Annotated in this window: 18 protein-coding genes; 6 read left to right on the top strand and 12 right to left on the bottom strand. The window is 45.6% G+C overall.

Annotation, left to right across the window (positions count from 1 at the left end; genetic code table 11):
• Nucleotides 1-7: 7 nt before the first annotated feature.
• The 10 genes from AC438_RS07950 to AC438_RS07905 form a co-directional block, all read right to left on the bottom strand.
• A complete protein-coding gene (locus AC438_RS07950; RefSeq protein WP_053980722.1) occupies nt 8-3,229 on the bottom strand; it encodes a hypothetical protein in 3,222 nt (1,073 codons plus the stop codon).
• Between the two features lie 92 nt (nt 3,230-3,321).
• Nucleotides 3,322-3,498 (bottom strand): helix-turn-helix domain-containing protein, encoded by a 177-nt coding sequence (locus tag AC438_RS07945; RefSeq protein ID WP_476638769.1) that lies wholly within the window; start codon nt 3,496-3,498, stop codon nt 3,322-3,324.
• Nucleotides 3,499-4,047: 549 nt separating this feature from the next.
• Nucleotides 4,048-5,526, bottom strand: coding sequence for a TniQ family protein (locus tag AC438_RS07940; RefSeq protein WP_053980720.1), 1,479 nt, complete (start codon nt 5,524-5,526; stop codon nt 4,048-4,050).
• Nucleotides 5,527-5,547: 21 nt separating this feature from the next.
• Nucleotides 5,548-6,735 (bottom strand): TniQ family protein, encoded by a 1,188-nt coding sequence (locus AC438_RS07935; RefSeq protein WP_053980719.1) that lies wholly within the window; start codon nt 6,733-6,735, stop codon nt 5,548-5,550.
• Between the two features lie 17 nt (nt 6,736-6,752).
• On the bottom strand, nt 6,753-7,754 hold the full coding sequence (locus tag AC438_RS07930; protein WP_053980718.1) for a TniB family NTP-binding protein: 1,002 nt from the start codon (nt 7,752-7,754) through the stop codon (nt 6,753-6,755).
• Nucleotides 7,754-9,670, bottom strand: coding sequence for a Mu transposase C-terminal domain-containing protein (locus AC438_RS07925; RefSeq protein ID WP_053980717.1), 1,917 nt, complete (start codon nt 9,668-9,670; stop codon nt 7,754-7,756). The genes AC438_RS07930 and AC438_RS07925 overlap by 1 nt, the downstream gene beginning before the upstream one ends.
• Nucleotides 9,660-10,292 (bottom strand): hypothetical protein, encoded by a 633-nt coding sequence (locus tag AC438_RS07920; protein WP_053980716.1) that lies wholly within the window; start codon nt 10,290-10,292, stop codon nt 9,660-9,662. The genes AC438_RS07925 and AC438_RS07920 overlap by 11 nt, the downstream gene beginning before the upstream one ends.
• Nucleotides 10,293-10,413: 121 nt before the next feature.
• Nucleotides 10,414-12,303 (bottom strand): DNA topoisomerase IV subunit B, encoded by a 1,890-nt coding sequence (gene parE, locus AC438_RS07915; RefSeq protein WP_053980715.1) that lies wholly within the window; start codon nt 12,301-12,303, stop codon nt 10,414-10,416.
• Nucleotides 12,304-12,381: 78 nt separating this feature from the next.
• A complete protein-coding gene (locus tag AC438_RS07910) occupies nt 12,382-13,005 on the bottom strand; it encodes an L-threonylcarbamoyladenylate synthase (RefSeq protein ID WP_053980714.1) in 624 nt (207 codons plus the stop codon).
• A 63-nt stretch (nt 13,006-13,068) separates the two neighbouring features.
• Nucleotides 13,069-13,905: a PHP domain-containing protein gene (locus AC438_RS07905; protein ID WP_338011123.1), complete on the bottom strand. Its 837-nt coding sequence runs from the start codon at nt 13,903-13,905 to the stop codon at nt 13,069-13,071.
• 59 nt (nt 13,906-13,964) lie between these two features.
• Here AC438_RS07905 and AC438_RS07900 point away from each other — a divergent pair, with 59 nt between their 5' ends.
• The 6 genes from AC438_RS07900 to AC438_RS07875 all read left to right on the top strand — a co-directional run bounded on the left by AC438_RS07900 (nt 13,965) and on the right by AC438_RS07875 (nt 18,346).
• Nucleotides 13,965-14,810, top strand: a complete 846-nt coding sequence (locus tag AC438_RS07900) for a VC0807 family protein (RefSeq protein WP_238376349.1) — start codon at nt 13,965-13,967, stop codon at nt 14,808-14,810.
• Between the two features lie 178 nt (nt 14,811-14,988).
• A complete protein-coding gene (locus AC438_RS07895) occupies nt 14,989-15,285 on the top strand; it encodes a YciI family protein (RefSeq protein ID WP_053980712.1) in 297 nt (98 codons plus the stop codon).
• 24 nt (nt 15,286-15,309) lie between these two features.
• Nucleotides 15,310-15,996 (top strand): TIGR04211 family SH3 domain-containing protein, encoded by a 687-nt coding sequence (locus tag AC438_RS07890; RefSeq protein WP_053980711.1) that lies wholly within the window; start codon nt 15,310-15,312, stop codon nt 15,994-15,996.
• Between the two features lie 45 nt (nt 15,997-16,041).
• Nucleotides 16,042-16,695, top strand: a complete 654-nt coding sequence (locus tag AC438_RS07885; RefSeq protein ID WP_053980710.1) for a peptidylprolyl isomerase — start codon at nt 16,042-16,044, stop codon at nt 16,693-16,695.
• 89 nt (nt 16,696-16,784) lie between these two features.
• A complete protein-coding gene (locus AC438_RS07880; RefSeq protein WP_053980709.1) occupies nt 16,785-17,540 on the top strand; it encodes a pyridoxine 5'-phosphate synthase in 756 nt (251 codons plus the stop codon).
• Entirely contained in the window at nt 17,537-18,346 is an 810-nt protein-coding gene (locus tag AC438_RS07875; protein WP_053980708.1) for a TrmH family RNA methyltransferase, read from the top strand. Before AC438_RS07880 ends, AC438_RS07875 begins: the two co-directional genes overlap by 4 nt.
• 162 nt (nt 18,347-18,508) lie before the next feature.
• Here the strand turns inward: AC438_RS07875 and AC438_RS07870 are convergent, their stop codons facing one another.
• The gene (locus AC438_RS07870; protein WP_053980707.1) at nt 18,509-19,873 is read right to left on the bottom strand and encodes a DUF1552 domain-containing protein; all 1,365 of its coding nucleotides are present in this window, start codon (nt 19,871-19,873) and stop codon (nt 18,509-18,511) included.
• Nucleotides 19,874-19,895: 22 nt separating this feature from the next.
• The gene (locus AC438_RS07865) at nt 19,896-22,274 is read right to left on the bottom strand and encodes a DUF1592 domain-containing protein (protein ID WP_053980706.1); all 2,379 of its coding nucleotides are present in this window, start codon (nt 22,272-22,274) and stop codon (nt 19,896-19,898) included.
• Between the last annotated feature and the right edge of the window lie 458 nt (nt 22,275-22,732).

Raw genomic sequence — 22,732 nt, 5'->3', positions numbered from 1 at the left:
TATGTGATTACTTCGGCGGTAGTTTTTTCCTGTCGCCCAACAACCTGAAACCTTCAGGCACTGGCTTAAATTTGTCGCCATCCTCTGGCCAGCGTTTTGCTCGGCTCTGGAAAGCTCTGAGTGTGGAAATATCCAGCGTGGCAGCTACTACAAAGTCATTGTCACCACCCCGTAAACGAGCAATATCCCGCAAGAAAGACTCTTTCGCTGGAGAGCGGACTCTGCTATCACCGTACTTTCGGTTATTAACCAAGATGGTATAGGCGTGAACATCCAGCGCAGCTGATTCGATCAGAGAAGCAAAAGTATCTAAGTCTCTGTTCCAGCTCAAAACCATTAGTGCATCAACGGCACCCTGAAAGCGTACTCTCGCTTTACTGTTTTGAAGCTCTGAACAAATCATGACACCAAAATTGACACCGTTATGGATGTAGATAGGCTTGTTAAACTTTCTGGAGCTGGCGTCCTTTTCCGATATCGCCCACTCCCTGCCGAATTTCGCCATGAGATCTTTGTCCTCACCAACAGCCGGCCCGAGCTTTGGTTGCCAGACCTTCACAAAGGTTGGGTAGCCAAGCCTGTTATCGGCAAGCACCAATGCTGCTTCGCTCAGAATTTTGTTTCCATCGAAGTGCCGATACTCTGTTCCAGCAATTAAACTAATTCCAGCTGCGCTTAATCTGGCTGCGATACTATTAAGCCAGCGCAATGGAATTGACAACTCAGGGAACAAGACATAATCAGGTCTTGGTTTAAGCTGGAGGGTATCGTTTACTAACTTGGATATTTTTTGGTAGCGTTTGCGGCTTAAATTTGGCTTGTTACATGCTGCGGCTGACCAATCACTGTCTTCGGTGCGGATATTAGTTAATGCAATAACCACTTTTTCTTTTTGGTTAGTTCCAATTCTCAGGTATTTCTTTCTTTTGTTCGATGGCTTGTCGTTGGCGTCTTGCTCGGTTGCAAGAAGTGTAGGCTTTATCCAAACGCCACGTAGTGCTTGAGTGTACTTGGCCCAAGTGATAGCAGGTCCATACTTTGGGGGCTTGCTAGATGCTGAGGGCAAGCCCACACACTCCGGAGCTAACTCCGATATCTCAGCTGGGGATAGAGGCCTGGTCGGAAAGAGATAGGGTAGGTAGCTGTCATTCTTTCGCGCCCCCTTTACCACCTTGCCCAACCGCGTATTACGGGTAGAGCTAATAAACTGTTCAAACGTATCAACATCTACCAGTCCAGAGCTGCCAAGCAGTTTTAGTATTTGTTTCTCCTTTTTAGCATCACGCCTGCCAACCAATTCCTCAGCCGAGCTACTATTCACAATGTGCTTGTATGACTCTTTTGCAAGATCAGCTAACGCGACTAGAGGAGCTTTAGTTTCAAAATCTGCAACATCAAAGCGAAGGTCAAGCAATGCTTCAAAGTCGTTCAGATTAGTAAAAATTTGATTCAGAAATAGATCTGCTAGCCGCTTCTTCTTCGTTGAACGCTCGCCCAGGAATAGTCTGTTTGGGTCGTAGTAACGGGTTGCTGCGTCAATAAATAACCAAGTCAGCGTCCCTTTGATATAGCCCCAAAGATCTTTCAGAACTTTCGCATCACATCCGTTAACTCTAACCTTTTTACCCTTGCCAACTTCAGAGGCCAAAGTATCAATGGCCTGATAGGACTTAACCGCGATTCGCTCGGCTTGCTCCCATTCGTTCATGCTAATCGCGAAGCCTAGCAACCGTGGCAAGTAGCTAAAGTGCGCAAACAGGTTGTCTGCCCGTAATATATGATTGTTCGCAAATTGATAAAACTCTTCGCGCTGCTCTTTCCACTGATTAGACGGCAAATCCCGCGCGAGAGTTTCCACGTGACGAAGTTGCAGTGACCAACCCAGGCGACGAATAGTAAGGCCATCTGCTCTTCGCAAGGTGTCAGCACTTTCTCCCACACTGCCAGCAGCAGAAAGTACCTTGGCAGCCGTTGAGTGCTCTAGCTGATCCGGCGATGGCATGAGTCGATGCTCACTGGAAAGCTCGTAAATCTCTTTCTCAATACTATCCAACAGATCAAGGCCGGCTCGGCCTTGCAATATGAATAACTTCTGTTTGTCTGACTGAAGAGATATTTTTGTAGCGCCTTGAATATCCGCTCCCTGGTGGATCTCCCAAACCTTTTCACTTTTGGGATCTTGCGAAACGTAATCTTTGCCTATCCTCGCTTGAAGCATATGCATTAAATCAACACTATTACTGATAGTGCCCGTATCACGTAGCACGAGGAACATATCGTCGACGTATCGGCCGTAGTGGATGGGGGAGAGGTTTTCGAGGACAAGTCTATCCCAGTTATAAAGTAAGGCATTGGAAATGATTCGACTGCACGTCAGACCTATAACCAAACCGCCACTAATATTGGCTCTTTTACCACCAACCAACTTGCCAAACGCCGACGCTCCTTCAGCCCATTTGTTAAGAAAGCGAGCAAGCTGATTTGTAAATGCCATCTCAGACGCACTAAGTTCCAGCCCAAGTGACTCTAATAGATCTTCATTAGCCAGAGCGGTCGGGTCGATAAAGTGATAATAACTCTTAAGATCTAACGAAACGGCAATGATATCGCGATCCTTCTCAAGTTCATCGCGTATGGCTTTTAAACCATCATTACGCCACTTTTGATACGGCTGAAAATAAGGAACGAATGATCCTATAGAGCTTATGTGGAACGGTTTGTCATCATCGACACTGAAAAGCTCGTCATTTCTAATGCGTTTTAGTCTTGCTCCATAGCAGCACTTATCAAGCTTTACATCGAATTTGTGACCAATCATATTGATCCAAAGGGCGGATATCACATGACTATCTACCGGGAAATCACCAACAATTCGGAACTCTGGTGTAATGCTGTAATTCTCAAATAGGCTCTCAACTGCGCGTTCGGGCTTGGAGAAGTGTACGTGACCTTTTTCTACGCCGTCTGCCTTCTTCTCTGTGGAAAGCTTCTTTGGGAGTAGTCGATATTCGCCCAGTAAGTCATTATTCGACTCAAAGCCTGAGTCGCGCTTCAAGCATTTTAGTAATATCTTTAAGTTAGCCAGCAGGTCCTGCTCATATTCAGCGAACTTGATGGCAGCTGGGAAAGTGTTTTCAAAGAAGCAATCAGCCTTGGCTTTGCGATAAGCTACGAGCAGGTCTTCAACGGTTAGCGAGTCCCATCCATCAAATGCGGGTTCATAGCTCATTATTGACCTCCTTCAACACTCGTTGCACTTGCAACTACTGATATGAGTTGCTTGAAGTTGTATTCGTTGAACGTCATCACGTTCACCACTTATCATTGGGTCAACTCAAAGAGATCACCTACCCGGCATTCAAAAAGTAGGCAGAGCTTTTCAATGGCCTCCAGATCCACTTTCCGTGCAGTCTCTTTATAGAGCATAGTCACCGTGGCTCGACTAAGGCCCGCTTCTCTGGAAACGTCGGCAACACGCATCTTGTGCTCACCCATCATTCGGGCAAGATGACAACGAATCATGGTTTCTACCTCAAACTGTTAGCTCTAAGAATAACTAAAGAAGATACTGCGGCTTTTCGATTTGCGCGGCATTTTGCAAGTTTAGCTTAAAATATGCAGGGTTGACTTAAAATTGTTGTTCAATTTATGCGCTTTACGCGTAATTACCTTGAATATGCGCAATTACGCTCATCATGACTACTCGGCATAGCTATTGGCAACATTCTGACCATGCGGGGCTCGAAACAAGCTAAAGTGACATAGCGGCATGTAAAATGGAAATTGACCCCCCAGGTTCCTACGCCTAAAATAAAGATTGACTGGGTATGAGTCTCCTCCGTCATTAAACAGCAATGGGATCTGCGAAGCGCCCGAGGCGGCCTGCGATAAGAGCAAATAGCCTACTGAGCCTGAGAGCAGCAGGTCATCTACTTTTTGATTTCGGCTCCACCTATTGCCAAAACGGCTTTAACTCATTAAGAATTGCTTTTGAGTACACGTTCATTCGCTCTTAAACAACACCTGACGGCTAAGGTTTCGATAGAGCTAGCCGATCCTTTTGACTTTAAAGGATGTGAATTGCTTAATACTTGAGGGGTGGTCGATATCCGGAACAAACCAATATTGAAGCTCTCCAGATTGCATGGCCAATATCAACCGAACGATTGAATACCCTTGCCGTTGAATGCCTACCAGAGAGACAACCCCTGAAGGCGGTAGGGTCCTGTGAGCCTTTTCTCGCAAACTATCGATCAATGCCTGACTTTGAGACTTATCAATTACCCAGTCACGATTCAAACTGTCCGGCTTCTGGAGCACTGAAATAACGTCAGCATCCAGAAGCTGTTTGAGTTGGTATCGCGTAAGCTGAAACGCTTCGCAAGCCTCTGCCATCGTCCAGTTTGATGTTATTTCATTTGCAAATGCTTCCACCTGATTCCGGAGGTAGTGCGCCTTTCCTTTAAAAACCACTGGGATCAATTTTTCCTGTTGAACCAGTTTATCCACCCTTTCAAGGCGAGAACCGAGAATCCTGGCTGTTTCCTTTTTTGAGATAATATTACGGTTCGGACTGGTTAACTTTATCCTGGTGAGCCGTTCCGGAGCCAACACGCCCGGCCAATATTGCTCGATGTACCGGTCGAATTCGGCTTTGATCCTGGCAATACCGCGATTCTCCTGCTGCCGGTGCAAACGCTCGTAGAGATCTCGGTAGTGCTTATTGAGCCCGCCAACGCCCTTGCTGCTCATTGGTCTATCAATATATTGACCTAGAAGTGCATAAAAACTGTCTGGCCAAGCATGAAGCATTTCCCAGACCTTCTGATAATGTTGACCGAGTTCTTTATTGTCCATCCCCACTGGCTTAAACGAGCAAGCCAATAGTCTAGCCTGATAATGTGCGATAAAATGAATCAAACTGAGTGATTCATTGATTTCCAAGCCATGCAGAATAACCGGGATGCTTGCACTTTTCTTGCGGCCAGTTAATAGCGACTCAACATATTTACAAAGCTGAATTACAGCCGGCTGAATTGGATGATTTATCGCTCTGACAACACCAGAATCGTTATCAAATTTGTTAAGGTACTGACGATACCAGCTCAACCGATTTCCGGAATCAGGATGAATATCTACTAGAATTTTGCGGTGCTTAATGCAAGCCAAAACCGGTAGAATATTCCATTCATATTTACAGTATCCCAGCTCTTTCAAGCATTCAGGGCACACCTTTGGATACTTTACGAGAAGATAAGGCGTATCAACTACACGTTTAAATTTCTGGAAAATTGGTGTAATTTCGGATTGAGTCTCAGGTAAATTGAGAGCCAACAAATAAGGCGCCAAGTCGAATTCGCCTGTTAGTATTTGATGTATAGGGGCACGATTATTTTTCCAATCCAGCCCCGCGTGATGCAAGAGATGGCCAATATGTTTAAAGCCGTTTTGCTCAGATACGCGAATCAAATAGCTAATCTGGCATTCACCTGAGTAAAAATAAGGCCTCGATAGTAATTTTCCCATTCATAGTTTGACTCGTTCTGTTTAGCTCAACTCAGGCAGCTCCGATCTTCGACATAGCTTCCTGTCAAATATATTGTTACCCGCCGCCTCGATATAGGACCCATAGTCATACACCTGATCATCAAAAACCCCAAGAGCTTCACACCGCCCTGTATTAAAGTTCTTACCTGTATGTTGTATTGACAACAAATCAGAATGACTCAATATTGATGATTCAAGTATAAATTTACATAACATCCGATCTGAAAACTTCAAAAAAGGTATTGGCGGCATTACTTTTGAGGAATTTCCACCATCACCTGCAAATAGATGCTGACCAACGCCAAAAATGTATGAATAAAATACCGGATTAAGCGAATATGCTTCTGACGCCACCCAATTCTTCTTAGATTTGGGAAAAAGTAGGCCAGACTTTCGCACATACAATATAATGACGATATTAATTAACTTCTCGTATTCTGGCCTTTGAAAGACTAGGAGCTTCCTCACTTTTTCTATTCTCTCGACAACAGGAAGCCCGAATAAACTTTCACGATCAATCGATTCAAAAATATTTTCAAATTCGAATGAAATAAAAAATCTTTCCTTAAGAAATCGTATCACATGCTTCCACAAATGAAATTCATTACTAGCCACCGATTTTTCAGTCCTTAGAATATTTTTATTGCAATTCTGCCCACGTAGCCCCTTCAAAAATATTCGTGTAATTTCACAGTTGCTCTTTCGATTAATTTTTTCGTATTTGTCAACAGAATTATCAATATTAAACTTTGGGCTATAAGATATATTCCTCATTGGCAATAATAAAACATCATGTTTATGGCACACAGTATATCGGTTGTCCTCCCAATAAAATCTCATATACGGAGTTTCATCCCAACACAATGAGCATATCTTCCCTGCTATCCTAAAATTCGTCCTCGTTGCTTCACCCAGATTCATTTCAGACCAACTAAAAGACCTCCCCAAAATTGCCTCTAGAGAAATCCTACACTTATGCCACCTGGAAATATTACGCTCTCTATTTATTTCAGCTAACAAGCTCTCATCATTATTCATCTCACAACAGTAAAAAAGTTCTTTATAGATGCGATGCAGCCAAGATATAAAGATATTTTCGCTATTGAACCCGTTCCAATATGATAAACGAGCTAAATAACCAGAAAAACTTTCATCAACATACTGCTCCGATCGATAAAGTAACTTCACGCCCAATTCTCTTATTACTACGCAACGCTACTAGCTGAATAAACCTTTTTATCTTTGGTAACACCAAAAACCGCATACTCCGCATCAATGATGGCATTTTTATTCGCCCTATACCCAAAGTGCCAATCCGAATGTACGATGAGCTCCTTGAGCTCTATCTTTTCCAAAGGCAAAACAAATGAATTAAAATCATCATGAACACCGTAGTCCTTTAGCACGCTAGCAAACAAATCTCTATCAACGCTTTTGTTTTTCATTTTGGAAGCCATATAAGCATCGCAGATTAAATTCGCTGTCGCCCTGAGATTTCCGCTAGTTGCGCTAAAAAATCTTAGTGCAAATGACAGGTCATCAATTTTCACTTTCCCCGAAAGCCCATAAGCGCTCGCAAGTAGCTTTAGCAACCGGCGATAATCAGCCCGATATTCCCTAGTGCTAATACGATAGGGTGGAATGATATACCTATAAGAAATTCGTCCCCTGAGCTGACGATTAGAATCCACTAAATATTCACTCCACGGCATTCCCATGAAAACAATAGGCATTTCTGTATCTTTGATAAGATCCTTGAAAAGGTCCGCGATTCCGGTAACCACCTTCTCGCTACGCCTCTCAATAATGACTTGTACTTCATCAAGAATGAGAAGTTCGACCATGGTAGTTGTGAGCAACCGAATAAGGCGTTCATACAGTTCACCTTTATTTCGCGCACCCAGGCCCTGTTGAGGGTCGCCTATGGCAACAAGCAACGCTCTAAGAAATTCTTGAGGAGTGGAAATCGACTTGAGCTCAAAATGCAAAACCGGAATATGGGTACGCTCAGGCCGCTCTTTAATAGGGTTGTTTTTAACATAGTATTTCGCGAGTTCGCTTTTCCCACTTCCTGACTCACCGGTAAGTAACAGGCAAGAAGCTACGCCAAAATTCTTTTTTTTATACCGTAGCGAATCAAAAAGATCGAGCATGTTTGAAATAAATGGATTCTTTACAAAGGGCCGCTCAATAAAGGAACTCTCCATTAGTCTACGCTCCAACCATCCAGATTTATATCATCCTCTTCCGAATCATCATCCAAATGCACAACTTTTTTCGAATTATCGATAACAAGCTTGATATCATTCACACCCACCTTCTCTGATCTGGCCGCATTCGATGTGGTTGTTTGTATCCTCCTCCTGCCATTTCTTGCATGGACATTTTCACGTTCTTTTGCCAGTTTAACCTTCGCTCTTTGTAGATCAGAATTTTCCAGCTTTGACTTGCCAGTTTTCTTCACTTCCGCACGTATCTTGTTGTGTTCAAACTCCGACAAGCCCGATGCATAAGAATAATTATCGCAATTAATTTTCAGATAAACATTGTTTACAGAATCCAGAACCAGAATATATCCTATGTCAAATTTGTTATATTTTATGGTGACCGTACTTGGCCCATCTCGCCGGTACAAATCTCTCAATATGGATGAGTTGTAATCCAATACGAAAATTCTTATTCCACCCTTGCTGAGTTCTCGTGTATCGGTAGCCATCAGTATGGGCGTTAACTCCACTTCATCTTCCACCGGCACAGGTAATTCTTCTTCCGATGTACTCCACAGCTCATTGGGTGTCATACCGGTATCATCAAGTGGCATATTGTGATACACCTCCGTCAACCAAGTAATAAAGTACTGCTTGAACTCTGTGTATGTCATTTTGGCTTCCTGCCGGGCATCGTAACTTTCTCCACATTTTCCCGGTTTGCGAACCACACCCGGCAAATCATCGAGCACCAGGGAATTTACTATCCCAAAAAAACGTTCCACCCTGCTTTTGTAATTACCCTTTCTAATCGGACAATACTGAAAAATTGAACCAATCTCGTCAGCGATAGCAATAAAATCTTTCCCCCAAAACTCATTGCCATTATCGGTCACAAGCGTCTCCGGAATCCCATGAGCCGGCCAGGAAGCACCACAATCCATATCTTCTAAAAAGGTCTCTTTCGGTAAAAAAGCATTCATACACGCCATGCAAACAGAGGCAAAAGAAGGTTTTTCGAAAGAAAGCTGAAAACCAAGAACCATATGTGAATAGTGGTCAATTAAGACTGTTATGTTTGGCCTGCCCAATAAGGTTTTATGGTCATCATGGAGAACATGGATATCGAGCAAGGTATGATCAATTTCAACTCGTTCTAATATCCGGCTTGTTTTTATACCACTTTCAGCTTTCGCAAGTTCAGCCTGAAAAGCTCGAACTCCTATTCTGGATTTTTGCTTAACCTGATAAGACGCATTTAATACCCGGCGCTGGATCGTTAAATACGAAGGCATCTCCAATAGATCATTTGGATGATCCAAATTATGGGCTATTATTTTTGCCTCTATATTTCTTTCGATGGAGGCCATCGTCGGCTGACTCTGTTTAAAAAATGACTTGGCCTCCTTTTGGATAATGTCGATTACACGACTATCCAGCCTTGCTTCGCGACGCCCTTTAAATCGGTGCTTTGGGTAGAGGCCACGAAGCCTCTCTCCCGCCTCAATGTAATTACGATGCCAACCTCTTACCGATTGCCAGTGTGGAGGTTTTTCTCCCAGCACATTCGCCGTATCCCGAATTATCGCTACGGCACTTTTCTCGGTTATCTTGCTAATTCCTTTTTCGAGAAGAACCTTTATATATTTATATCGACGGTTTACCTCAAGTTGCTCAACCTCAGAAAGGTCAAAGAATTTCAAATCACCAAAGTCACGAGACTCTGCCAGGAACTTGGTACCTCCGGCTTCCTTCATTTCATCAAGAGCAGTTCGCTCCATCCTGCATATCGTACCGTTTAAAATATTTGCGAGTACTATTTCACTTTTACCTACCTGCCGGATAATGGCTCTTTCACACGGCATTCCATCTTTAAATTCAACGATAACACCTTCAACCCATAACTCAGTCAACATGAAATGTAACCTCTGTGGTCATATCCAGCGAAATTGCTGCGATATCGAAGCTCAAATACCCCAATGCAATCCAGGAATAAATCTCCCTTAGTGAAACTCGATTATCTAATTTGGCGATTAGCCAAGAGAGTGGTACCGGACCAAGAATTGATGCAGCACAGCGATGGAGGTTTCTCATGTCTAGCGAAGGGCGCTTTCGATATCGATACAGCTTTTCATAATTGGAAAAAAGTGGCTGCTGATATACCTCCAGCTCGTCAACCAATAGAAATGTGTAATTGGTATTAACCAGAGCGGATTCGAAACGATCAAAAAGCTGGCAATAATGCTCCGATAAAGATCGCTTTAGCGGTTTAACCTCCACGTAACAACGATCACCGCCAACAGAATGGACTTCGAAATCCGGCGTGTAGGTCGACTCTCCATCCTCACCGGGAATCTGGAACGTTCTTGGCTGAGGAAAGTAGGTCGCTACATTAGGATCAAATTCCAGGTGAATACAGTAGTGGGACTCAAGAAGCGATTCGACAAGAATCGTTTTTCCGCCATTCGCCTTGATCGTGGGAAAGCGGACTATGTTTTTAACACGTGATTTTTTGAGCTTTCGCGCAGGGTTTCTCATTTTCAGGCGATATCCGAGCGGTTTAGCTCGGACTATACGCCTTTTTATAAGCTTATGGTAAAGAATTTATAATATTATGGTTAAACTTTATAGGCTTTTAGTTAAATCGACAAAAGGCATACTAACTGGCCACTTCGGCCAAATCACCTTTACCCTCTAGCCACGCTTTTCGATCAGAAGCGCGTTTTTTGGCGAGCAGCATGTCCAGCATTTGACGGGCTTCATAGTCGTCGTCAGCACTTAGCTGCACCAATCGACGTGTATCAGCGCTCATCGTGGTTTCGCGCAATTGCAATGGGTTCATTTCACCCAGCCCTTTAAAGCGCTGCACATTGACCTTACCCTTTTTCTTTTCGGCCACAATACGATCTAAAATGCCCTGCTTTTCACTTTCATCTAAGGCGTAATACACATCTTGGCCAATATCAATACGATACAAAGGTGGCATAGCCACATAAACATGCCCTGCCTTAACCAAGGCGGGAAAGTGCTGAAAAAACAACGCGCATAATAACGTGGCAATGTGTAAACCGTCTGAATCCGCATCGGCCAAAATACAAATTTTGTGATACCGCAATGCCGATATATTAGGATTGCCAGGGTCAATGCCCAGCGCCACCGATATATCGTGCACCTCTTGGCTAGCGAGTACTTCTTGGCTATCAACCTCCCAAGTATTTAAAATTTTACCGCGCAGCGGCATAATGGCTTGATTTTCGCGATCGCGCGCCTGTTTGGCGCTACCACCAGCAGAGTCCCCTTCGACCAAAAATAGCTCACCACGCACAGGATCATCACTCGAGCAATCAGCCAATTTACCGGGTAAGGCTGGGCCTTGGGTAATTTTTTTACGGGCCACTTTTTTAGCGCTACGCACACGCTTTTGGGCATTATTAATACAAAACTCAGCCAACTGATCAGCTTCGCCGGTATGCTGATTCAACCACAAACTAAAGGCATCTTTAGCAACGCCGGCAACAAATGCCGCTGCCTCACGTGATGATAAACGCTCTTTGGTTTGACCGGAAAACTGCGGATCGGCTAATTTAGACGACAAGACAAAAGCACAGCCGGTCCAAATATCATCTGGCGCAAGCTTGACCCCCCTAGGCAATAGCGTACGTATTTCACAAAATTCTCGCATCGCATCGAGCAGGCCAGTACGCAAACCGTTCACATGAGTACCGCCTTGGGCAGTAGGAATCAAATTCACATAGCTTTCTTGAACACATTCCCCCCCTTCTAATAACCATTGTACAGCCCAATCTACCGCTTCGGTTTTACCCGTGAATTGACCGACAAAAGGCGAGGCCGGTACACATTCAAAGCCTTGAGTGGTCGCGGCTAAATAGTCTTTAAGGCCGTCTTCGTAGTACCATTCGTCTTTGTCACCACTTGCTTCATCTTTGAATGTGACTTTCAGCCCGGGGCATAAAACCGCCTTAGCGCGCAATACATGGCGCATACGCGACACCGAAAACTTAGGGCTATCAAAGTAAGTCGGGTTAGGTAAAAACGTGACTTTAGTGCCAGTATTGCGCTTACCGCAGGTACCGACCACCGTCAAATCACTGGTTTTTTCACCATTGCTAAAAGTAATTTGATGCACTTGGCCATCGCGTTTAATTTCAACTAATAACTGATCGGTTAGGGCATTCACTACCGAAATACCCACGCCGTGCAAACCGCCCGAAAACTGATAGTTTTTATTCGAAAACTTACCACCAGCATGCAAAGTAGAAAGTATCACCTCTACCCCTGGCAGGCCTTGCTCGGGGTGAATATCAACAGGCATACCACGGCCATCATCAGACACAGTGAGCGAGTGATTTTTATGCAGTACCACGTCGATACTCGTTGCATGACCGGCTAGTGCCTCATCCACACTATTGTCGATCACTTCTTGAGCTAGGTGATTGGGGCGCTGTGTATCGGTATACATACCTGGGCGTTTTTTAACAGGATCTAAGCCTGTTAACACTTCAATATCTTGTGCGTTGTAATTGCTCATAGGAGTATTTTTTATTGCAAATATTAATGGTTAAATACGGGGCGATGCGCACTCTGGCTGGTTCAGCACGAGCACTGGTTAGCTTTCAAAGGCGCTGACATCACCGCAACCCCGACGCATAATATCGGGTTCATCGCCGGTCATATCGATCACACTGGTGGCATCAAAACCACAAAAGCCGCCATCAATAACAAGCTCAATCTGATGATCTAAAGCCTCTTTAATGTCATACGGCTCAGTTAAAGGCGCGCTATCGCCCGGTAAAATTAACGAGCTTGACATCAACGGTTCACCCAGTGTGCTCATAATAGCCAAAGCAATGGGGTTATTCGGTACCCGCATACCAATAGTCTTACGCTTAGGGTGCATTAAGCGACGAGGCACTTCTGGCGTGGCATTCAGAATAAACGTATACGCACCTGGCGTATGGCTCTTGAGCAGCCTGAAGTCACTATTATTTACTTTGGCGTAGGTCGCAAGTTCCGATAAATCACGGCACATTAAAGTGAAATTTTTATGCTTATCGAGCTGCCTAATAGCACGGATGCGATCAAGCGCCATTTTATCACCAATATGGCAACCCAATGCATAGGCAGAATCAGTAGGGTAGGCGATAAGCCCCCCTTTACGTATAACCTCTACGGCTTGGTCAATTAAGCGCTGCTGTGGGTTTTCGGGGTGGATCGTCAATATTTTTGTCATAGTCGCCTACTTAATAAACAATATGCAGCCTTTGTATGCTTTTTGGTTTGAGCACTGCTGCGGTTAGCTCGCTTGTGCCCAATCATGCCATACTGGCGTGAGTTCGGGGGCTAGTTTGCCAAAACTCCCGAGTGCTTGCCAGCCAGCAGCCGGCGTATGAAAGTCGCTACCGCAACTGGCCATAAGCTCAAATTGCTTGCACAATAAGGTTAAATCGCGCGTGATATTCGGTGTTTGCAAGCCGCTAATTACCTCAATGGCATCACCGCCATAACTTTTAAAGTCTTTAAGGAGTTCGCGCAATTTAGTACGTGTTAACTTGTATTTTACAGGGTGCGCTACCACCGCTCGCCCACCTGCGGCCTTAATCCAGCCCACAGCTTGGCTCACTTCGGGCCAATCTTGTTTGACGTCACCAATTTTACCTGCGCCCAAATAACGCTTAAACGCCTGATCAATCGACTTGACATAACCCGCTTCAACCATAAAATGTCCAAAGTGTGGGCGTCCTATTTCAGCTTCGCCCGCACAAGCCTTGGCACCCTCATAAGCCCCTTTGAAACCTGCTTTTTCTAAGCGCTCGCCAATAATTACCGCGCGCTTTTGTCGTACCGACGCTTGGCTGGCGATGGCCGCTAGCAATTGAGGGTTTGCAACATCAACATTTAGGCCCACAATGTGAATGCTGCGGCCGTGCCACAGCGTTGATAACTCTAAGCCACTCACTAAACGAATGCCTTCACTCGCCGCAGCGACCTGTGCCTCAGCGAACCCAGCCAAAGTATCGTGGTCAGTAAGGGCTAGTAAATCAACGCCATGCAATTTTGCTCTCGACACCAGCTCAGAGGGCCGTAAAATACCATCTGACGCGGTGCTATGGGTGTGTAAGTCTGCAATCACCAATAAATCCTCAATATCACGAATAACTTCGCCTTAATATAGGCGCTTACGAGCCAATAATGACCGACGCTTCTCCCAACTCTCAATCTAACACCTCTCAATCGAATCAACCTAGTGGCTCTCAACCTAGCCGCTCTGAGCCTCATAGCGCTCAGCTGGGCAATGCGCAAGGTGATGCTACGCCACCCCCTCCCCCCCCTCAGGCACAAGCGCCTAAAGAGAACATGTGGGTCAATATTATTGTGAATGTATTGATTCCCACGCTGATCTTAATGAAGCTTAGCGGTGAAGATAAATTGGGGCCGACAATAGCGTTAGTGCTGGCGCTCGCTTTTCCGGTGGGTTATGGCCTACTAGATTACCTTAAAACACGTAAGCTTAACTTTTTTTCTGCGCTAGGCGTTGTCAGTGTCATGCTAACAGGCGGCATGACGCTACTCAAACTGCCACCGCAATACATTGCCATCAAAGAAGCGGCCATTCCGGCATTATTTGGGCTAGCCGTGTTAGGCTCGCTAAAAACGCGTTATCCGCTGGTCAAAACATTTATGCTCAACCCCAAAATGATGCACGTCGATAAAATTCAACATGCACTAGAACAACGCCAAAGCCAAGCACGCTTTGAGCGCACCTTGACCAACGCTTCTCTTATGCTCGCTAGCTCATTCTTTTTATCGTCTTTTTTAAACTATTTTTTAGCCAAATACCTCCTTGTGAGCGAACCGGGTAGCGAAGCGTTTAATGCCGAACTAGGTAAAATGACCGCCATGAGCTTCCCTGTCATTACTGTACCCACACTGATCGTATTTTTTATTGCGATGTTTTATTTATTTAGCCAAATCAAAAAACACACTGGCTTAGGCCTAGATGACATACTCATCAACCCCGATGAACCAAAGTCATAGCACACCGAATAAATACCAAAACGACACACATACACTGTGGCTATTACGTGATGCCGATACCCCGAACGCTAAGGGCTGATAAAGTATTTTTGCGACTTGCACTGCCAAAAACAGTATCGCTATCATAGTGACCACAACACTGACACAGCAAAATTAAGATACACCATTAAGGATACCTATGTATTACGCCATTATTAGTGAAGACGTTGCCAATAGTTTACCTTTGCGACAAGGTGCACGCCCAGCACATTTAGCCCGCCTAGAGACGCTGAACGCACAGCAACGCCTATTGCTGGCTGGCCCGCATCCGGCCTCTGATGCGGTCGATGCCGAGCCCGCTTTTACGGGGAGCTTAGTGGTGGCTGAGTTTGAGTCTTTACAAGCTGCGCAACAATGGGCTAATGCCGACCCTTATGTGAGCGCAGGTGTTTACGCTAAAGTCACGGTTAAGCCTTTTAAACAAGTGTTGCCATAAACGCTCAACCCTTTAGGAACACACATGATACCACCACTAAAAAGCACCCTATTTGCACTGTGCACTTTGATGTTAAGCGCTGTAAGCCTCAATAGCCAGGCCGTCGATAACTACGTGACCGATAATTTTTTTGTGCCGCTTCGCTCGGGTGCGGGCAACGACTTTCGCATTACCAATAGCCGCATCCGCAGTGGGACTAAGCTGATTATCTTAGAGAGCCCGCCGGGTGATTGGGCAAAAATACAATTGCCAGGGGGCACGCAAGGCTGGATGCGCAAACAATATATTTTAAATGGGCCCACCGCAAAAATGCAGCTAAATGCTGCGTTAAGTGCTCAAAGGGCAGCCGAAGAACAGCTGGTTAAATACACCGCATTACTTAACCAATTGCAATCGCAACACCGTGATTTACAAAAAAATAGCGGCAGTACTGATAAGCAATTTGCCGATTTAAGTGCGCGCTTTCAAAACCTTAAAATGCTGTCAGAAGATGCTGTCAACCTCAATACACGCTACCGCAACTTGCTGGCTGAACACGAGGTGCTAATGACTCAACAAGACGCTTTAAAAGCCGAAAACGACATGCTGCGTAGCGACCAAACTGTGAAACACTGGATTTACGCCTTTTTATTAATCATTGCCGGCGTAGTACTCACGCTCATTATTCCTGCATTGCGCCCACCTAAACGCCACAGTAATCAAATTTTATAACGCGATCACCGATAAAACCGATAAAAATAACGAAGGATATTTTTGATGCTTTTACGCCGCACATTACTCCAAAAAACCGCCAAAGCCCTAAGTATTACCGCCGTATTGGCCTTGAGCAGCACCAGCTTACTCGCATGTAAACAGCAGCCAAGCGAGCCTGTTATTGAATTGATCACTAACCAGGGCACCATTGTGATACAGCTACACCCAAACTATGCCCCAAAAACTGTCGCGTTGTTTTTAAAACATGTCGACGCTGGCTTTTATGACAATATTATTTTTCATCGGGTCATTCCTAATTTTATGGCACAGACAGGTGGTTTTAATGAAGGCTTTATCCGCAAAGAGCCATTAGGTACGGTCGTGAATGAATCGGTTGGCGGGCTACCCAATATTAAGGGCTCGGTAGCAATGGCGCGCACCAGCGCACCCGATAGTGCATCGTCGCAGTTTTATATTAATGTGGCTAACAATGCTAATTTAAACGCCCGCAACGGCCAACCCGGTTACACCGTGTTTGGCACCGTTATAGAAGGCCAAGAGGTCGCGCCTAAAATCACTCAACTACCGCAAGGTCAGCATGCACAACTGGGCTATCGCAACGCACCGAACGCCTCCGTGATAATTACCTCGGCTAAGCGTCTCAAGCCACGCGCACCTTTGGTTTTTGACACGCCGCTACCGCCCCCCTCTAAGTAAGCAATAAAGCCTTGCAGGGCTACTCACCGTATGGGTTGTTACCCATACGTTTTTGTATTTATACACACACAGATTATAGGTTGTTATCAATGACCATCGCCCTTTCGGTGAATTTAAACAAAATTGCCCTTATCCGTAACTCTCGCGAGGGTAACTACCCCAATGTGGTCGACTTTGGCAAACGCTGCCTAGACGGCGGTGCCCAAGGCTTAACCGTGCACCCGCGCCCCGATGGCCGCCATATCCGACCGCACGATATTCACGCCTTACGCACATTGGTCAGCGACTACCCTGGTACCGAATTTAACATTGAGGGTAACCCGTTTGCTCCCGCCCAAGGTGACTACCCAGGGCTTTTAGCCTTGGTAGAACACACGCGTCCACATCAGTGTACCTTAGTACCCGACAGTGACAGCCAGCTCACCTCGGATCATGGCTTTGATCTAACGCAGCACCGCCAGCAAATACAACCTATTGTCGCCAAGCTAAAAGCCCTCTCGGTGCGCAGCAGCTTGTTTATGGACCCGGTGATTGAACAAATCGCCTTGTGTGCGGATATCGGTGGTGACCGCATAGAGCTATACACAGGGCCTTTTGCCGCCGCCCACCAAGCACAAAGCACAACCCTAAATAGCCTGCTCGAAACCTACCAGCAAGCAGCAAAAGCCGCGCATGCCTTAGGCCTGGGAGTTAACGCTGGACACGACTTAAATTTAAACAACATGCCCATGTTTAAACAAGTGCCACATTTAGCAGAGGTTTCGATAGGCCACGCCTTTACCGTAGACTCCCTATTAATGGGTATTGAGCACACCTTAAAAGCCTACTTGGATATTTGCGCATGAGTGAGAACCCAAAGTACAACAATAACCCTAAACAAGACAGCGCCAAGTATTTACAAAAAAAAGCCGCCTTTGCCAAAATTTTAACCATTTACGGTCGTAAACCGGTCGCCGAAGCTCTAGAGCAAAATACCATTGCACCCTACCGCCTGCACCTTGCCGACAGCAATAAGCCCGCAGGCCTCATTAACACCATGATCGAGCAAGCCAAAGACAAAGGCGCCGACGTCCTTTACCACTCGCGCGCGGCCCTCAGTCGCATTTCAAAAAACAGCAAACAAGATCAAGGGGTGGCCTTAGATATTCAGTGCCAAGGTTTTCAAACACTGAGCGAGTTTGAACATCATTTACCCGAGCATTTTGATATTATTGCCGTAGATGCCGTCACCAATCCGCAAAATCTCGGTATGATTATTCGCTCCGTATGCGCTTCACCGTGCACCGCACTTTTACTCCCCGAACAAGGCTGCGCCAAGCTGGACGCTTTAGTGATAAAAGCCAGTGCTGGTACCTTATTTAAAGCCAATATTATTCGTTGCCCCGATTTAAACGACGCCATCGAACGCTTACAAAACAGCGGCGCCCAAGCCTTTGCACTCGCCGGCGGCGGCGAATATACACTGCAAAATTTACCCTTAACAGGCCGCAATATTTATGTTTTAGGCAACGAAACTCACGGGGTAAGCGCGCAGATCATCAAAACCTGCCAACACACCTTGGGCATTCCCATGGCCAATGACGTTGAATCACTGAATGTCAGCATTGCCGGTAGCCTGGTGGCTTTTCATCGCTTATACCGCACCCCCTAATAAACCGCCTTAAGCCTCTCATGGCTTCATCTTTAGCCTTGGCTGGCAGCTGATATTAACGCAGCTAGCAGCTTGATAAGCACCCCCGATAAAACACAAAAACGGGCCCTAGGAGCCCGTTTTTGTGTTCACTTAACTAACCAAAAGGTTACTGATCTATCACTACTGAATAGGCACTTTATTTTTACCTAAATCAGGTAATCCCATTTCGGCACGAAGGGTATCGACCAAATCACCGTGGCTACGATTACCATTAAAGGTATGATAATTACCGTGCTTCCAATTGCCAAAATGCCCACCTACCATTAATGCTAAATCATCATGTGAGTGGTTAGTCCCATTTCCTAGGCCCGAGCCAAATAGAATGCCCGTACCATCGAGCAAAGTACCCGTACCGTGTGGTGTGTTTTTCATTTGGTACATAAATTCAGCACACAAGTCGGCATGGAAGGTGTCAATCTTGACCCAATCATTCAGGCGGCCACCACGATTGTGACTAATACTGTTATGGAAATGCGTATTAATACCGATATCTTCATAGTGACACCCTGCAGCCTCACCTTGGGTACAGTAAGTCACAGCATGCGTTAGCCCGCAGGCAAACGCTTGCGCTGTGATCTTAGCGGCGATACGCGCATGATCACCAAAACGGTTGTTGCGCGCACCATTAGTCGGGTTAGGTATATTATTAACACCTGCCGGCTGAGCACATTCTTGCGTATTGTCACCAATATCAATTTGCGCATTCAGGCTTTCTTCTAAGTCACGCAAGCTTTCAAAGTATTGATCTAAGCGTGCACGGTCAGAGGCGCCCAATTGCTTAAGCATTGCCTGGCGATCTTCTTTGATGTCATCTAGAACACTAATTTTGGTCTCGAAGCGACGATCTACACCCGCACCTGGGGTTGAGCCACCACCGGCGTACAACTTATCAAACTCATTTTTAAGCGCTGACTTGAGTGGTAATAAACGGTTATTTGAGCCCCAGTTCAAAGCATTTTTTTGCGGGTTGAAATAATTGTTATTATTGGGTTTATCGAGTTCCGAATTACCGGCCAATTGTAACGAGTGCACTTTAGTGCGTCCATATTCGGCCTGCATAGCATCGGCAAGCTCTTGATCGAGTGATGGGCGATGGGTTTGTGATGAATCTTTTTTGATGCCTACACCCGTAAGCCAGCTCGAAATGCCAATCATATGCGCATTGCCGTTACTGCCATCAGAGCGACACACGTTTTGCATGCCGCGATAAAGGCTGATGTCATTTTTAAGGCCGTATTCATCGAATTTCTTTAATGAAGAGGCCGCAAGGTTAAAGTCTGTTTTGCTATTACGTCTTGGAAACCACTTTTCTTCGATAATACCGTTAGGCACATACATCGCAAAAAACCGTGGATACTTACCTGGCGCATCAGCAAAGGCGCTAGATGAGTTAAACATAGCTTCCAGTAATGGAAGGCCAACAGCTGTGCTAATGCCGGTTGCGCTAGAGCGCAAAAACGTACGGCGGTTAAGATCACGTTTCATAATTAAGGCTCTTCTTCGCAGGTTAAAGGTCTTCAACGGTACCGGTCAGGGTAGCAATATTGCTGCGCAGTAGTGATTTGATTAAATCACGTGCACCCACATTGCCATCTACCGTTACAGATTTAATGGCTTGGTCAATCGCGCATTGGTCTTCGAAGCTACTGGTATAGCTCACCTTACGACCTAACGAATGAATCAAGAACTTATTCGAAAAACAGCTTGCAAACTTATCTTCCTCTACCACGATGTCGACCATGCCGTGTGCATTAGCAAAGTTTTGGTTATACAGCGAACCCGAGGTATTTAACGCGTCACCATCAGGATCTAAGTTGACCGATTCACCGGCATTACCGTATTCGGTAAATACCCAACCGAGTGGGTCGATCACAGCATGGCAGCTGGCACAAGCATTTTTGCTGGCGCGATCGGCAACTTTAGATTTTTCGGTGGCATTAGAGTTAGCTTGCTCATTAATGGCCTCTTCTACATCGGCATTATCTGTCGGTGGCCTAGGTGCAGTACATGTAAAGGCTTCTAGCGGTAATACACCGCGCTTAACAACCGATGTTTTTGAGCCGTCAAAGGCCTTTGCCAAAATAGCCGCTTGAGTCATCAAACCGCGACGCGAGCTGTTATTAGGGTAATTGGTTTTTACAAATTTCGTGTTATTACCGCTAACGGTAAAACCATAATGCTCTTTTAAGCGTGCATTCAAAAAAGAGTATTCAGCCGTATAAATTTCATTAACCGGAAGGTTATTTTTAATAATGTGCTGTAAAAAGGTACGCGTCTCGGTTTTCATATCGGCCAATAATGCGCGCCACTGAGCGTCGGTTTTATTCACATCGGCACCTTTTATCAAGTAACCGTCCAACCCTAACCAAGCATCACCAAAAAATTCTGCAAAGCGATCAAAACGCGCATCCGCAATCATGCGATCAATTTGTGCATCCAGTTGCGCACCTTTAAGCTCGTTGCGACTCGCCACATCAATGAGCGTTTCATCGGGCACCGAACCCCACAATGTTAACGCTAAGCGATCTGCTAATTCACTGCCCGTTAAAGCCCGCGCCGCCGTCTTTTTATCGGCCGCCAAAGAAAACACAAACTTAGGTGAGCTCAATAGTGCAACGACCACCGCTTTATGGCCATCGGCTTCAGAGCCTGTTTTGCTGCGGATATTGTCACGGATCGTTTTAAAGCGCGTCATTTCAGGGGCACTTAGCGTGCGACGGAACAACAACTTACCCGCCGTGGCTAAAGCCTCATCAAAACAAGCACCTGTAGACGGTGTACCACCACTGGCAGAGCACAGCCCATTACCGCATAAGCACACGCCACCTTGGCTATTGCTGCAATCTGTGGCTCCGGCATACATTTGTTGGCACTGTGGCGTGGTTGAGCATTCGCCCAACTTAGGGCCAGTGTCGACCATAGAAGGTTCCGCACCGTTACATTGAGGAAAAGCGCCACTGTCGACAATTGTATCCGCCGCATCGATTGCACCATTAACCAAAGCGCTTGTCCAATCGGTTGAGGTTGTTAGTGCACTACCGACCGTCGCAAAACCACCAATCACTTCTTGCTCATTAGGCAAAGCCGCTTTTATTTCGGTTGCGCCGGTGCCAAAGACATCTTGCACCGCGTTGGCAATATCGCCTTTATTGAGTCGGCGCATCGGCGATGCTTTGTTAATTTCATTAGTACATGCGCTAATAGCCCATGTCTTTTTCGCAAACGTTTCGTAAATATATTGTGATACCTTGGTCGCACACTCACCCACACACAAATGCGCTGAGCGCAAAGGCATAGTCGCTTCAACCTCAGCAATCAAATTAGACGGCGATACCTGACAAGACTCACACTCTTGTTCAAGCAGTGAACCACCCCGGCTATCAATGCCTTCGCCATCAAGGCCATGACACGACGCGCAAGAACCATCACCTAGGTCAATCTCATACAGCTGTTTACCCGTTAGCATGCTTGGATCAACCGTCGCGGCTGAAGAGCTTTGCCCTTGGCTCGATGACGGCGTTGTCACGCCTGCTAACAAGTCATTTTTGATGTAGGCTGTAACCGCACGGGCACAAGCTTCGTCACACTCTTCGGGTTTTTTATCGGGCATCGTATCGCGTGTTTCGATCACCATTTGCTCAAAGCTTAAGGTATCGTTATTTAGCGGGAAGAACCCGTCGGTGCCATTGGCACCATGACACACCTTACACTGCGCATCGTAAATGGCAGCACCGTCAAGTGCAGCCGGTGAAGATGAGGTAGTTTGAGAAGAACTCTGCGGTATTTGGCTCGACGCCGTACCACCGTTTGAGCTTTCATCGGGTTCTGCCGAGCACGCCGCCAGCAATATTAAGCTGCAGGCTATGACGAAGTATTTTAGCTTCATGGGTAGTCCTCTCCAACCGAAGTTGGGACTCTAAAAATAATATATTTGGGGTGAAACATTGCAAATGCAATGAAAAATACGTTTGCATTTATGCAGCTAAAGCTAATAATTCGCGCCTCTTATGTCAACCAATTACACACCAAAGTCATAAGGCTGCTAAGTAGTTCTCACTTATGTATGCGCTAGTAAGCTATTAATGTATGACTGACCGAACATTAATGCCTTTATCGCTACCCGCATATTATTGTTAAAGGTTAATCCCATATGACTTTAAGCCAGTTTTGCAACTTCCCACTTCCTGCTTTTACTACAGCAATGTTGCATCCTTTATAATGTATTGTGCGACTTTAATAATGCCCTATTTCAATAGAGCTACAAGATTGCATGATGTATGCCGCTAGAGGGGTAAAGGCCGGCTACAATAGGACGAATCAATATGATCCTCTCATGATGCGCTG

It is taken from the genome of Marinagarivorans algicola (assembly GCF_001292705.1).
Lineage (GTDB): Bacteria > Pseudomonadota > Gammaproteobacteria > Pseudomonadales > Cellvibrionaceae > Marinagarivorans > Marinagarivorans algicola.
Note: the sequence above shows the minus strand (reverse complement) of the source record. Positions and strands in the feature narration are given on the sequence as shown.

Excerpts from the sequence above, each read along its gene's own strand:
- AC438_RS07925 (WP_053980717.1), bottom strand. The coding sequence starts at position 9,670 with ATGTTGACTGAGTTATGGGTTGAAGGTGTTATCGTTGAATTTAAAGAT.
- AC438_RS07930 (WP_053980718.1), bottom strand. The coding sequence starts at position 7,754 with ATGGAGAGTTCCTTTATTGAGCGGCCCTTTGTAAAGAATCCATTTATT.
- AC438_RS07920 (WP_053980716.1), bottom strand. The coding sequence starts at position 10,292 with ATGAGAAACCCTGCGCGAAAGCTCAAAAAATCACGTGTTAAAAACATA.
- AC438_RS07900 (WP_238376349.1), top strand. The coding sequence starts at position 13,965 with ATGACCGACGCTTCTCCCAACTCTCAATCTAACACCTCTCAATCGAAT.
- AC438_RS07945 (WP_476638769.1), bottom strand. The coding sequence starts at position 3,498 with ATGATGGGTGAGCACAAGATGCGTGTTGCCGACGTTTCCAGAGAAGCG.
- AC438_RS07870 (WP_053980707.1), bottom strand. The coding sequence starts at position 19,873 with ATGAAACGTGATCTTAACCGCCGTACGTTTTTGCGCTCTAGCGCAACC.
- AC438_RS07910 (WP_053980714.1), bottom strand. The coding sequence starts at position 13,005 with ATGACAAAAATATTGACGATCCACCCCGAAAACCCACAGCAGCGCTTA.
- AC438_RS07885 (WP_053980710.1), top strand. The coding sequence starts at position 16,042 with ATGCTTTTACGCCGCACATTACTCCAAAAAACCGCCAAAGCCCTAAGT.
- AC438_RS07890 (WP_053980711.1), top strand. The coding sequence starts at position 15,310 with ATGATACCACCACTAAAAAGCACCCTATTTGCACTGTGCACTTTGATG.
- AC438_RS07880 (WP_053980709.1), top strand. The coding sequence starts at position 16,785 with ATGACCATCGCCCTTTCGGTGAATTTAAACAAAATTGCCCTTATCCGT.
- AC438_RS07865 (WP_053980706.1), bottom strand. The coding sequence starts at position 22,274 with ATGAAGCTAAAATACTTCGTCATAGCCTGCAGCTTAATATTGCTGGCG.
- AC438_RS07875 (WP_053980708.1), top strand. The coding sequence starts at position 17,537 with ATGAGTGAGAACCCAAAGTACAACAATAACCCTAAACAAGACAGCGCC.
- parE (WP_053980715.1), bottom strand. The coding sequence starts at position 12,303 with ATGAGCAATTACAACGCACAAGATATTGAAGTGTTAACAGGCTTAGAT.
- AC438_RS07895 (WP_053980712.1), top strand. The coding sequence starts at position 14,989 with ATGTATTACGCCATTATTAGTGAAGACGTTGCCAATAGTTTACCTTTG.
- AC438_RS07940 (WP_053980720.1), bottom strand. The coding sequence starts at position 5,526 with ATGGGAAAATTACTATCGAGGCCTTATTTTTACTCAGGTGAATGCCAG.
- AC438_RS07950 (WP_053980722.1), bottom strand. The coding sequence starts at position 3,229 with ATGAGCTATGAACCCGCATTTGATGGATGGGACTCGCTAACCGTTGAA.